Origin of the sequence: Pseudoalteromonas sp. P1-16-1b (assembly GCF_001401785.1) — a bacterium.
GTDB classification, from domain to species: domain Bacteria; phylum Pseudomonadota; class Gammaproteobacteria; order Enterobacterales; family Alteromonadaceae; genus Pseudoalteromonas; species Pseudoalteromonas undina.
On record NZ_LKGQ01000001.1, the window covers coordinates 95,803 to 109,846 of the forward strand.

Genomic DNA, 14,044 nt, shown 5'->3' on the forward strand with positions numbered 1-14,044 from the left:
AGATAACATGTTAAAAAAACTAAGTTTGTTATTACTGGCGGCGATAGGTGTCGGCTTATTCTTTTTTTATGATCTAAACCAGCTTCTTACCCTCGACGGGTTGAAAGGGTCAATGGCGCAATTTGATCAGTACAAAGCTCAATCACCGTTTTTGGTGATCGGGGGGTTCTTTTTACTTTATATATTAGTGACCGCGCTTTCACTGCCTGGTGCAGCTATTTTAACGCTAGCCGCTGGTGCATTATTTGGTTTGGCTCAAGGGCTATTAGTTGCCTCGTTTGCCTCAAGCATTGGTGCTACGTTAGCATTTTTAGTGTCGCGTTATTTATTGCGCGATACCATAAAAAAACGCTTTCCTGAACGCTTAGCCGCTATAGATACTGGGGTTGAAAAAGAAGGCGCATTTTACTTATTTACGCTGCGCTTAGTGCCTGTTTTTCCGTTCTTTTTAATTAATTTATTAGTGGGTTTAACTGCTATTAAGTCATGGACTTTTTATTGGGTAAGCCAAATAGGAATGCTGGCGGGTACCTTTGTATTTGTGAACGCTGGTACTCAATTAGCACAAATAGATAGCTTATCGGGTATTTTATCGCTGGATTTAATTTTGTCGTTTGCGCTATTAGGGGTATTCCCGTTAATTGCAAAAAGCCTTATAAATGCAATAAAAAAGCGCCGTGTTTATAAAAACTATACTAAACCCAAAACATTCGATCGCAACATGATTGTTATTGGTGCGGGCGCAGGCGGCTTAGTCACCAGCTATATTGCAGCAGCAGTTAAAGCCAAAGTTACCTTAATTGAAGCCGGCGAAATGGGCGGCGACTGCTTAAATACTGGCTGTGTGCCTAGTAAAGCTATTATTAAAAGTGCAAAAGTAGCCCAGCAAATGCGCCAAGCTGAAAAATATGGGCTACAAAGCACGACACCGCAGTTTTCGTTTAAAAAAATAATGGCACGTGTACAGCAAGTGATTGCCGATATAGCCCCACACGACAGTGTTGAGCGCTACACAAACCTAGGCGTAGATGTTGTAAAAGGCTACGGTAAATTATTAGACCCGTGGACTGTAGAAATTAAACTTAACGATGGCGGCACACAAACACTCACTGCTCGTACGATTGTGATTGCCACCGGCGCACGCCCATTTGTACCTCCACTATCTGGCATAGAAGAAACAGGCTATGTAACCAGTGATACGTTATGGAGCAAATTTTCTGAGCTTGATGAAGCCCCTAAAAAACTGGTTGTTTTAGGTGGCGGCCCGATTGGTTGTGAGCTTGCGCAAAGCTTCGCGCGTTTAGGTTCAAACGTTACGCAAATTGAAATGGCTGAACGCGTTATGATCAAAGAAGATGTTGAAGTGTCAGCTTTTGCACACCAATCACTGACCGATAGTGGCGTTAATATTTTAACCTCACACCAAGCGCTGCGCTGTGAAGCACGCGAGGATAAAAAGTACCTCGTGGTGAAACACAACGACACCGAAATTGATATTGAATATGATGAGCTACTGTGTGCCGTTGGCCGAAGCGCACGCCTCAAAGGCTATGGCCTTGAAGAGCTTGGTATAGAAACTAATCGCACCATAGTAACTAACGACTACTTAGAAACACTCTACCCTAATATTTTTGCCGCAGGCGATATTGTAGGCCCGTATCAGTTTACACACGTAGCTGCTCACCAGGGTTGGTACGCAGCAGTAAATGGCTTATTTGGTAACCTTAAAAAGTTTAAAGTAGATTACCGTGTTATTCCTTGGACCACATTTATTGATCCTGAAGTAGCAAGAGTGGGCATAAATGAACAAGAAGCGATTGAAAAATGCATAGACTATGAAATCACCCGCTTTGAATTTGAAGAGCTAGACCGCGCCATCACCGAAAGCGCTAACAATGGTTTTATTAAAGTGATCACCCCTAAAGGTAAAGACAAAATCCTCGGTGTCACTGTGGTTTCTGAGCACGCTGGCGATTTAATTTCTGAATTTGTACTAGCAATGAAACACGGTTTAGGGCTTAACAAAATATTAGGCACTATTCATAGCTACCCAACATGGGCTGAAGGTAATAAATATGCGGCGGGCGAATGGAAACGTGCTCACGCTCCTGAAAAGGTACTTAACTTGCTAGAAAAATACCACGCCTGGCGCAGAGGCTAATATGTTTAAAACACCTTTAAAAGCGCTATTGTTAGGTTCTGCTTTGCTTGCAACATCGTTTGTAAACAAAGCTCAAAACATGCATGACAGCTGGAATGCATTATTAAACAATCATGTTGTAGCTATTAATCATGGCCACAGCACAGAGGTTAATTACACAGCAATAAAAGCTAAGCGCAACGAACTTAAAGCCTATTTAGATTCGTTATCGTCGGTTACGCAAAATGAGTTTGATACATGGGAAAAACCTAAGCAGCTGGCGTTTTTAATCAACGCGTATAACGCCTTTACTGTTGAGCTGATATTAACAAAATACCCAGCTCTTAAATCAATTAAAGATTTAGGCAGTTTTTTTAGCTCACCGTGGAGCAAAGAGTTTATTTTTCTGCTGGGTAAAACTCGTAGCTTAGATAACATAGAGCATGACTTAATCAGAGGTAGCGGTAAGTACAACGATCCACGTATTCATTTTGCGGTAAATTGCGCCAGTATTGGCTGCCCTGCGCTACGTGAAGAAGCCTACACAGCCACTGATTTAGAAAGCCAATTGCAAGAGCAAACGATGCGTTTTTTATCAGACATGACTCGAAATATAGCGCAAGATAACACACTAAGTATGTCTTCAATATTTAAGTGGTACGGCGATGATTTTGAACAAGGCTTTAAAGGCGCAAATACGCTACAGCAGTTTTTTATGCTATACCCTAAAGCACTAAAGCTGACACCCGCTCAGCAAAAAGCACTTAAAAATAATAACATGGAAGTTAAGTTTTTAGACTACAACTGGGATTTAAATGCTCGCCAATAAATTTTGGCAAACATTATCGCGATACAGCTTATTCTGTGTCGCGTTTTGCATTTGCTTTATTATTAGCTTTAAAAGCCTAGCAAGTACACAATTACAAAGCCGTTGGCAGCAAGTTGAAAAGTTAGGTAAAGACCAAAGCGTATATTTTTATGCTTGGGGCGGTGATGCGCAAATAAATGCCTATATTCAGTGGGCGGCTGAGCAAGTAAAAGCTAAATATAACATTGAGTTAGTGCATGTAAAGCTCAGCGACACCAGCGAGGCCGTTAGCCGCGTACTCGCAGAAAAATCAGCAAATAATCACACTCAAGGCAGTGTCGATTTAATTTGGATCAATGGGGCTAACTTTGCAGCTATGAGTAAGCACGGGCTTTTACTAAAAGACTGGGCTGATAAATTGCCTAATTTTATTTACACCAATCCAGAAAACAATCCCAGCGTGTTGTTTGATTTTGGTTTACCCACTCAAGGAATGGAAGCCCCTTGGGGGCAGGCATCACTGACTTTTTATTACGATACGCTAGCAACGAGCTCTCCTCCTCAAACCCTTAATAAGTTATTGAGCTGGAGTAAAGCAAACCCAGGCCGATTTAGTTACCCCAAACCCCCTGACTTTTTAGGGATGAGCTTTTTAAAATATGCATTAGTGGTATTACACCAACATAGCGATGCAATGCTACAAGCAAAACTAAATCAACCAGCTAATGATAAAAACACAGCCCAAGTACTTGATCCGTTGTGGACGTTTCTAAATAAATTGCACCCTAATCTGTGGCGCAATGGCGAATACTTCATGCAAAGCGGTGTACAAATGCGCCGCTTAATAGACGATACCGAGCTTAGTATTGGCTTTACTTTTTCGGCACCAGAAGTACCGGCTGCGGTAAAGCGTTATGATTTACCAAAAAGTATACGTAGCTACGCAATGCAAGATGGCAGCTTAAGTAATACTCACTTTGTCGCTATTCCTTATAATGCAAGCCACCAGCAAAGTGCGCAATTAGTGGCTGACTTTTTATTAAGCCCCGCAGCGCAAGCGCATAAACAAAAAACTGCTATATGGGGTGACAAAACGGTATTAATTCAAACCAGCTTAAGCGCAGAGCAGCAGGGCTTATTTAAAACCGTACAGCCGCATCCTAGCGCACTGCCTCTAAATAGTGTTAAACGTACACTCAGTGAGCCACATCCGAGCTGGGTGGAGGCAATTAATACTGGCTGGGAAACCCGTTATGGAGCAAGCCAATGAGTAAGGTACTCCATTCAGCTGATTTATTCTCACGCCTAGTCAAAGTAACCCCTTACTGTTTGCTGGCACTGTTAACAATACCTGTATTAGGCGGCCTAATGGGAGTAATGTTGCCTGCCTTTGGCTGGGCGCCTGCCTTGAATAAAACCAACATGAGTTTGGCTGGGTTTAATGTTTTATGGGATACACCGGGGCTTTCACAAATGATAGGCCTGAGCATACGCACTGGACTAATTAGTACATTAATAGCGTTTGCGCTCATGATTATTATGCTGGCTGCATTTTTTAATAGTGTATGGCTAAAACGAATTGAATACGTGTTGAGTCCCATACTGGTTATTCCCCACGCTGCAGCGGCAATTGCGGTCAGTTTTTTAATCGCGCCATCGGGATTATTTACGCGCTTATTTTCGCCTTGGTTAACGGGCTGGCAATTAGCTCCTGAGGGCTCATTACCTTATGACGCTTTTGGCTGGAGCATTATTATTGGGCTTGTACTTAAAGAGCTGCCTTTTTTATTACTCATTGCATTGGGTATTTTAGCGCAGCCTGAACTTGGCAAAAAGCTACGAATGCAGCATCAAATTGCCATTAATTTAGGTTATTACCCCATGGTGGCATTTTTTAAAGTGGTGCTACCTAATTTATACCCACTGTTACGTTTGCCCATTTTTGCAGTACTTGCTTATGCTAGTGCGAGCGTTGAGATGCCACTGATACTTGGGCCAAATACGCCCCCTACTTTAGCCGTTGCTATCATGCATTGGTTTAACGATGTAGATTTAACCCTGCGCATAAAGGCCTCAGCGGGTGCTCTGTTACAATTAGCGATCACTGTTGGACTACTGCTAATTTGGCTATTGCTTGAAAAAATCAGTGCCATGATTTTTAGTCAGTCACTCATCAACGGCCGACGCCATTATGCTCACCAACTTGTTCGTGCTTTTACTTATATCGTCACTTGCGTAATTTTAGTCTTCATTGCAGCTGCGTTAATTGGATTAGTACTTTGGTCAGTAGCTGGCTATTGGCGTTTTCCGGATACCTTACCTTCAAGTTTGGTATTACTACACTTTGAAAATGCCTTTACACACATTCACACTCCTTTATTTAATACCTTAGTGGTTGGCGTGGTTAGCTCAGGTTTTGCCACTATTTTGGTGTTACTATGTTTAGAAGCAGAGCAAATCACGGCTAAACCTTTGGCGAAGTGGGCACTGTTAATTATATACCTGCCGTTGTTGGTACCCAGTATCGCCTTTTTATTTGGTATTGTGTGGCTACAGCAATTGCTAAATAGTCAGCATGCTTTTTTTAATGTGATATTTGTACACTTGCTGTTTGTTTTACCCTATGTTTTTTTATCTATTGCCGATAGTTACAGGCGTTTAGACCCAAGATTAGCGCGTGTTGCTGCAAGCTTAGGCTCAAGCCCATGGAAGGTGTTTATACAAGTTAAATTGCCACAACTATTTGCGCCTATTTTAATTGCGATGGCGCTGGGGTTGGCAATAAGTTTTGGCCAGTATTTATCAACCCAGTTAGCAGGGGGTGGCCGAATAGCCACCATAACCACCGAAGCCGTAACACTTGCCAATGGTGCAAGTAGGCGAACCAGTGCTGTGTATGCAATACTGCAAATGGGCTTACCTCTTCTCGGCTTTATACTGGCATGGGGACTACCTCGGTATGTTTTTAATAACAAGCAAGCATAATATGAATACATCAAAGGGCGTTTAATGCAGCCATCATTACAAATTAAAAATTGTCAGCTTTATCGTCAAAACGAGTTGTTACTGAGCTTGAATGAACAGGTTAAAGGTGGTGAAATTCTTACTATTATGGGGCCATCAGGGAGCGGTAAATCTAGCTTATTAAATTGGCTTACTGGCGCATTACCTCCGAGTTTTAATGCAACTGGCGAGGTGTGGCTAAATGATACTAATATTAGTTCCTTGCCCAGCCATTTACGCCATGTTGCTGTGCTATATCAAGACCCATTACTATTCTCGCATCTATCTGTTGGCGGTAATATTAGCTTTGCCATGCCAAAAATGGATAAAACACAACGCCAGCAGCAAATAGATGAAGCACTTACACACGTTGGGCTAAAAGGCATGGCCAAGCGCCATCCAGACACTCTCTCCGGTGGGCAGCAAGCCCGTGTTGCTTTACTGCGACTATTACTGAGTAAACCCAAAGCGATTTTACTCGATGAACCTTTTAGTAAGCTTGATCAGCAATTACGTATTGAAACCCGTCAGCTGGTGTTTTCACAAATTAGGGAATATCAGTTACCCGCCATTATGGTCACCCATGATGAAAGTGACGCAATAGCCACAAATGGCAAAATCATCAATCTAAACGTACAAAGTGATATAAATGTTAGATAAATTTATTACCCCAGTTATAAAACCGGTGCTTATTCCGTGCGTAAAACAGCTGCACAAAAAAGGAGTGAGTGCCGATCAGTTAACCTTAATAGGTTTTTTAATTGGCTTACTAGCTGTGCCACTAATTATTTTTGAATATTGGTATGGCGCATTAACTGTAATTTGTATTAACCGCATTTTTGATGGTCTTGATGGCGCACTCGCGCGTTATGCTCAGAGCAGTTCAAGCGCTGGGGGATATTTAGACATTACTCTGGATTTTTTATTTTATGCGCTTATTCCTTTTGCATTTATTTTAACCAACCCTGAGCAAAATGCACTTGCTGGGTCACTATTGCTTGTGACTTTTATAGGTACCGGCTCCAGCTTTTTAGCTTTTGCCATAGCCGCTGAAAAATTTAAACTCGACAAACCACAATTTAAATACAAAAGTTTTTACTACTTAAATGGCTTAACCGAAGGCACAGAAACCATTGCCTTATTTATTGCCTTTTGTATTTGGCCGCAGTATTTTTCAATTCTTGCTGTTTTATTTGCTATAGCCTGCGCGATAACTATTTTTACCCGTATATATGGAGGTTATTACACCTTAAAACAGCAAGAAACCGCACTCAACGAGGTAAACCATGAGTCATGAAGTATATTGGCGGCTAGGCTTCTTTTTTAGCGTACTAGCAATAATGATGCTGCTTGAATGGCAAAAGCCTGCACGCCAATCGACAATTAAAAATAGGTCACGCTGGTTTGCTAATTTTGGATTAACCTTTACTTCTACCCTGCTTGCACGCTTTACAGTGCCGGTTGGATTAACTGCGGTTGCTGTTTATTATCAGCAGCATGGAATTGGGCTGTTTAATCAACTTAATGTCTCACCACTCACTGCAGTGATACTCAGCTTACTTTTGCTTGATTTAATTATTTACTGGCAGCATCGGCTTTTTCATCAGGTGCCTATTTTGTGGCGTTTGCACCGCGTACACCACGCTGATGCACATATTGATACCAGTACCGGTCTGCGATTCCATCCTATTGAAATTGTACTCAGCATACTTATAAAATTGATTGCCGTTACCGCTTTGGGTGTACCTGCTATTGCAGTATTAATATTTGAAATTGCACTCAATGGGTTAGCACTGTTTAATCATGCGAATATTCGCTTACCCAACTCTATTGAAAAGCCGCTGCGTTTAGTGCTTGTAACTCAAGTACTGCATCGTATTCATCATAGCCAAAACCCCGAAGAAACAAACAGTAACTTTGGCTTTAGTGTAACTTGGTGGGATAGACTTTTTGGCAGCTATAAATCACAGGCAAGTCAGCCTGATAAAAATATTGCACTTGGTTTAAGCCAATACCCAAACCCCAAACAAAATTCATCCTTGTGGCAATTGTTAATAATGCCATTTAAAAAATAGCAATACAGCTAATGAAAACATCCATGTACACCTTTTAAACCTCTATTTATAACATTACTTAGGCGTTTAACCGTTCCTGTTAACAAAAACACCCCGTTAAAAGTAAACCAGTTGTAAATTATTTAAACAAATTCTTGACCCAGTTGAGAATCCCCCATATTATTTGTAAGCGCTTACATTTACCACACAGAAAAATGTAAGCGCTTACAAAAATGAAAAAATCAACAAATACACTATATTCTGACAATAATCAGTTGAACGGGGTTCAGTTATGAACATTGAAACAACACGCATTACTCGCCTTTTGGCTGCTATTTCATTAGCATCTTTGGCGGGTTGTGGTGGTGACGCAGCGACCACTACTACCGATATTGAAAAAGTAAACCCTACTGAACCAGTCTCAGACTGGCGTATGGTATGGAGCGATGAGTTTGACAGCACTAGTATTGATACTAACAAGTGGAACTTTGAATTAAACTGCGCTGGCGGTGGTAACAACGAAAAACAATGTTACACCGACAGTGAGGAAAATGCCTTCATTAAAGACGGTGTACTAAATATAGTCGCCTTACCTGCAGAAGAAGGTGCAGAAAAACCATACACGTCAGCCCGTTTAAACACCCGCTACAACGCCGACTTTACTTATGGCCGTTTTGAAATGCGTGCAAAGTTGCCTTCTGGTCAAGGTAGCTGGCCCGCATTTTGGATGATGCCAACCGATGAAGTATATGGCACTTGGCCGCGCTCTGGCGAAATTGATATTTTAGAAGCGGTTAATTTAAAAACAGTCGCTGAAGATGGCACCGTTGAAGCAAATATTCATGGCACACTTCACTATGGTCGTGAGTGGCCAAATAACTCAAGTTCAGGCAAAGCTTATGCCTTACCTGAAGGTATGAACCCAGCAGATGACTTTCATACTTATGCAATCGAATGGCAAGAGGGAGAAATTCGCTGGTACGTAGACGGCTATTTATACGCTACACAACGTCGCTCTGAAGTACGTTACAACTCTAAAGATGAGCCTGTTGGTCTTAAACATAAAGGTTGGTTTGCTGAATACTTTGAACAAGGTAACGGCGAACTTACCACTCACTGGGATAATGCCCCATTTGATAAAGACTTTTACCTTATATTAAACCATGCTGTTGGTGGCGATTGGCCTGAAAATGTAAACAATTTAGGTATTGATGCAGCTGCATTTGCAGAAGGTCAAAGCTTTGAGATTGATTATGTTCGTGTGTACGAATGTGCCTCAGATCCGGCCACTGGTAAAGGTTGTGAAACAGTACGTCCAGGTTACGATAGCCTAGACGATGCACTTGTAGAAGGTAAAGCCCCTGTACCTACTCCGCCAAGTGATGGTGTTGCAAAGAATCTTGATATTTTTGATGGCAGCTTAAATGCCAACTGGATCGCATGGGATTGTTGTGGTGGAACAACACCTGAAACAATTACTGACGCTGACAAAGGCGATGTAATTAAGTTTAACATTAACGATAATAACGGGACTGTGCTTGGGTTTTCTACTCGAGGCGGTCACTTCCCTGATGATTTTACCGGCACTTCATCTCCGTTTGATGCATCACTTCTTCTTGATCTAAATGGTCGACTAACTTTTGATATGAAAGTGGTAACGCCACCAACATCAGATACTACATGGCTATTGAAAGCCGAAGCGGGCGATGGTGGTCCTAATACCGGCGATGTAGCCCTTAGCGATAGTAATGAAGGTGTTACTCCTGTTACTGGTCAATGGCAAACTTACACCTTCCCACTTTCTTTACTACAAGAAAGAGGCTTAGATTTAAGTGCCATTGATGTATTAATGGTATTCCCAGCATGGCAAACAGGTGCAGGCGCTGAATATTTAATTACCAATGTGGCTATTGAAGGCGATGTAGGTGAATCACCATCAGTAGATTTATTTACTGACGAGCAAAACTTAGATTGGCCAATGTGGGATTGTTGTGGCGGCTCTACTCCATCAGAAGTTATGGACGATGCAGAACACGGCTTAACTGCAGAATTCACTATTGGCGAAGCCCCCACTGTAATGGGCTTTAATACTCGTTCATCTGCTGGTGGTAGCGACACTCCATTTGATGCAACCAGCATTTTAGAAAATGGTGTACTACAGTTTGATGTGAAAGTGATGTCAAACCCAAATAACCCAGATGCAACTTGGTTAATGAAAATTGAATCTAATGAGGGTGATACCGCAGTAGAATTACCATTAACAGATGCTGGCGATGCACCTGTTGTAGGTGAGTGGAAAACTTATACCTTTACATTCGCTGACTTAGCGGGCGCAGGTTTAGATGTTAGTGCCATTGATGTAGTGATGATATTCCCAGCATGGGGCACAGGTGAAGGTGCGGTTTACCGTGTTGATAACGCTAAAATGTACGATCCTAGTGCATCAGCAGGCGATGAAATCACTATTTTCCAAGATACTGCTGCAGATATGTGGAGTATTTGGGACTGTTGTGGTGGCTCTACACCGACTGAAGAAACTGACGATGCTGATCACGGCACAGTGGCTGAGTTTGTCATTGGTGCTACACCAACAGTAATGGGCTTTTTAGCTGACGAAGGTGTTTCTTTTGATGCATCAGCAATATTAGCCAATGGTGTTGTGCAATTTGAAATGAAAATGGTGACACCACCAAATGACTCTGACTCAGTATGGACATTTAAAATTGAGTCAACAGGTGCAGCAACGGCGGTAGAGCTTCCTCTTGAACAAAGCGTTGAAGGTGAAGTACCTGTTATTGGACAGTGGCAAACATACACGTTTACGTTGCAATCATTATTTGATGCAGGTTTAGACATTAGCGATATCAATGTACTGATGATGTTCCCAGCGTGGGGAACAGGTGAAGGTGCAGTTTATCGTATCGACAATGTGGTTATCGCTAACCCATAAACCCTAATTCAGTGGTAGGTACTAAATTACAAGTACCTACTTACCGTAATAAATTAAGTAAAAGCAGAGCAATTATGAACACAAATAAGTTTAAAAAAAGCCCACTAGCGGCTTCTGTGTCACTTATCATCGCTGCAAGCACATTTAACTTCGCTTACGCTGCGCAAGAAAATACTGCCGAACCTGAACTAGAAGTTATTGAAGTAAAAGGTATTCGTGGTTCATTAATCCGTTCGATGGATGTAAAACGTGACGCATCAGGCGTGGTCGATGCCATTTCTGCTGAAGAAATGGGTAAATTTCCAGATACTAACTTAGCTGAATCGCTACAACGTATTACGGGTGTATCAGTAAGTCGCTCAAACGGTGAAGGTAGCCAAATTACCGTACGTGGTTTTGGCCCATCATTTAACCTTGTAACACTTAACGGCCGTCAAATGGCGGGCACAGGCTTTACACGCTCATTTAACTTTGAGAACTTATCATCGGAGGGTGTAAGCTCACTTGAAGTTATGAAAACAGCGCGTGCAGATACACCAACAGGTGGCCTTGGTGCAACTGTAAATATTGTTACCGCTAAACCTCTACAGAAGCCGGGTCAACGATTTTCATTAATGGCTAAAGGTATTCACGATACATCGGTAGAAGAAGGTGATGAGGTTACTCCTGAAGTAGCAGGTATTTACAGCAACACCTTTGCTGACGAAATGTTTGGTTTTTCAGCTAACTTTTCTTACCACCGTCGTGATTTTCAGCGCCAAGCAGCCAATGTGCGCTCTTGGTTAGTCAACCCTAACCTATCGGTTGATGCTGAAAACATAATTGATAACCGCCCAATGGATGCTGATGGCAATCCAGCGAAGCAGTTTTTCGACCCTAACGCTGGGGAGAGTGGTGAATTTGTATCTGCCGCTTTCTTCCCACAAGAAGTCAGCTTTGCAAAAGACGACATTCAGCGTGAACGTTTAAACGCGCAAGCCACTTTTCAGTTTGCACCAACAGATAACTTAACGTTTACACTAGATCACACAATCTCAAATGCAACAACGGGTAATAACTCGTTATCGTGGGGTATTTGGAATGGGTCGTTTGGCGGCAATGGTAATGCCTATGAGCTAGATGAAAACGGCACCGCTATTTACTATAACTCAGCTGGCGATGACGCATCATTCACTGCATTTCGTGAAACCTCAGAAGTAGACTCAAAAGCAACTGGTATTAATGTTGAATGGTTAGCAACAGACAATCTAAGTTTTAACTTTGATGCCCATACTTCAAAAACCACTACAGATAACGGTAAAGATCCAGGCTTGAACTCTAATGCCCGTATTATTTTGGGCTCAGCCGATCTCTCGACTAAAGAATACTTTTTCCGCGAAGGCGATGTGCCCGGTTTCAATATTAATTGGAACAATGGCACACAAGAAGTGAGTCCAAATCAAATTGGTTCTAACTTCAGTATTTTTACCAGAACACCGGGTGAGTCAGAAGTTTCTCAAGTGCAATTAGATGGTAAGTTATTTACTTATACAGATATTGGTCTTGAGACTGTAAAATTTGGTGCGGCTTACACTAAACAAACACTTAGTGGTTGGGGTGGTTCTAATAACGCCAATGCACCAGGCTTTAACAACGGTACATTCGCTGAAATTTTTCCGGATGCGATGTTCGAAAGAGTTGATTTAAGCGGATTCCTTGATGAGTTTTCATTTGGTCCTAACGGCGTAGCCCCTGGTTATGCTTACACTTATGACCTTGATGAAGCATTTGCTCGCCAAAGCGCTTACTTAACCGAAGATGTTATTGGCAGTGATTATTACCGAATTGGTAGCTTTGACGGCTTCCCAACTAACGAAGTTGAAGAAGAAACCATCAGTGTGTATCTCTCTAGTAATTGGGTATTTGACGTTAGCGACTACGAAGTATTTGTAAATTTAGGTCTTCGTTATGAAGAAACTGATATTGTCAGCCCAGCTAAAAGCCGTGTAGCGGAACAAGTGTACTGGGCTGGTGGTTCAGAGTGGTTAACTCAATTTGCCGCTGGTGGCGAATTAGTTGAAGTAGACTATGAAGGTCAGTACGACTTACTACTGCCTATGATTGATATTAAAGTCGATCTTACGGATGACCTAGTGACCCGCGCCTCATGGGGTCAAACAATCACCAGACCAACACTCGGTGATATGTTAGGTAACTTGGCTTTAACACCATCACCTAAATTAAATTCAAGAAGTGGTAGCCGTGGTAATCCAAACCTAGAACCATTTAAATCAACGAACTTAGATTTAAGCCTTGAGTATTACTACAGCGAAGGCAGCTACGCTGCTATTGGTTTATTTTGGAAAGATGTGGATAACTGGATTGATAACACCCAGGTTAAAACAACATTTGAAGGCTTACACGATGTGTATTTAGGTCAGCGTTGGAACAACGCAGTAGCCGCCATTGAAGGTCGTGGCGATCAAGCAACTGACACTGCAATTTACAATGAAATTGTAGCTAATGGTGTGGGTATTGGCGAAAACAACCGCATCTTACCAGACCCAGCAACCGACCCGCTAATTGAATGGACTATTAATTCACCTGAAAACGTTGGCTCACGTAAAGTGAACGGCTTTGAATTTGCTGTTCAGCACTTGTTTGGCGACTCGGGCTTTGGTGCGGGCTTCAATGCCACAGTTGTTGATGGTGATGTTGAGTACGATAACTACTACCTTGCCTCTCAAGCGGTATTGGCTGGCCTAAGTGACTCTGCAAACCTACAAGGCTTTTATGAAAAAGATGGCTTATCGGTAAAAATTACCGGTGCATGGCGTGATGAGTACTTAATTGCGCAAGGTTTACCTGACTCAGGTGCTACGGCTCCTCCACAATATGCTGAAGAGTACTTGCAGTGGGATATTAGTGTTAACTACGAAGTTAACGAAAGCACAACGGTATTCTTTGAAGGTGTGAACTTAACCAACGAAACCGAGCGTTCATTCAGTCGCTTCGAAAGTCAGTTCTTAAGCGCGGCTCAATACGGCCCTCGTTATGCCTTTGGCGTTAGATACTCTATGGGCAATTAATACATTGCCCAAATACAGTTT

The 14,044-nt window shown here is 42.1% G+C and carries 9 protein-coding genes; all 9 read left to right on the plus strand.

All coding sequences use genetic code 11. The annotated features are described in order from the left end of the window. The first annotated feature begins 7 nt into the window (after positions 1–7). The 9 genes from AN392_RS00405 (at position 8) to AN392_RS00445 (ending at position 14,023) form a co-directional block, all read left to right on the plus strand. Positions 8–2,161 (plus strand): FAD-dependent oxidoreductase, encoded by a 2,154-nt coding sequence (locus tag AN392_RS00405; RefSeq protein WP_055011480.1) that lies wholly within the window; start codon positions 8–10, stop codon positions 2,159–2,161. A 1-nt stretch (position 2,162) separates the two neighbouring features. After that, positions 2,163–2,969, plus strand: a complete 807-nt coding sequence (locus AN392_RS00410) for a DUF547 domain-containing protein (RefSeq protein ID WP_055011481.1) — start codon at positions 2,163–2,165, stop codon at positions 2,967–2,969. Continuing rightward, the gene (locus AN392_RS00415; RefSeq protein ID WP_055011482.1) at positions 2,956–4,218 is read left to right on the plus strand and encodes an ABC transporter substrate-binding protein; all 1,263 of its coding nucleotides are present in this window, start codon (positions 2,956–2,958) and stop codon (positions 4,216–4,218) included. Before AN392_RS00410 ends, AN392_RS00415 begins: the two co-directional genes overlap by 14 nt. Further along, on the plus strand, positions 4,215–5,933 hold the full coding sequence (locus tag AN392_RS00420) for an ABC transporter permease (protein ID WP_055011483.1): 1,719 nt from the start codon (positions 4,215–4,217) through the stop codon (positions 5,931–5,933). Before AN392_RS00415 ends, AN392_RS00420 begins: the two co-directional genes overlap by 4 nt. 24 nt (positions 5,934–5,957) lie before the next feature. After that, on the plus strand, positions 5,958–6,611 hold the full coding sequence (locus AN392_RS00425) for an ATP-binding cassette domain-containing protein (RefSeq protein ID WP_055011484.1): 654 nt from the start codon (positions 5,958–5,960) through the stop codon (positions 6,609–6,611). Then, positions 6,601–7,248, plus strand: a complete 648-nt coding sequence (locus AN392_RS00430; protein WP_055011485.1) for a CDP-alcohol phosphatidyltransferase family protein — start codon at positions 6,601–6,603, stop codon at positions 7,246–7,248. Before AN392_RS00425 ends, AN392_RS00430 begins: the two co-directional genes overlap by 11 nt. Further along, positions 7,238–8,026, plus strand: a complete 789-nt coding sequence (locus tag AN392_RS00435) for a sterol desaturase family protein (protein ID WP_055011486.1) — start codon at positions 7,238–7,240, stop codon at positions 8,024–8,026. Before AN392_RS00430 ends, AN392_RS00435 begins: the two co-directional genes overlap by 11 nt. Before the next feature lie 271 nt (positions 8,027–8,297). Then, on the plus strand, positions 8,298–10,955 hold the full coding sequence (locus AN392_RS00440; protein WP_055011487.1) for a glycoside hydrolase family 16 protein: 2,658 nt from the start codon (positions 8,298–8,300) through the stop codon (positions 10,953–10,955). Positions 10,956–11,029: 74 nt separating this feature from the next. Continuing rightward, complete coding sequence (locus AN392_RS00445) at positions 11,030–14,023, plus strand: TonB-dependent receptor (protein WP_055011488.1); 2,994 nt, start codon at positions 11,030–11,032, stop codon at positions 14,021–14,023. The last annotated feature ends 21 nt before the right edge of the window (positions 14,024–14,044 follow it).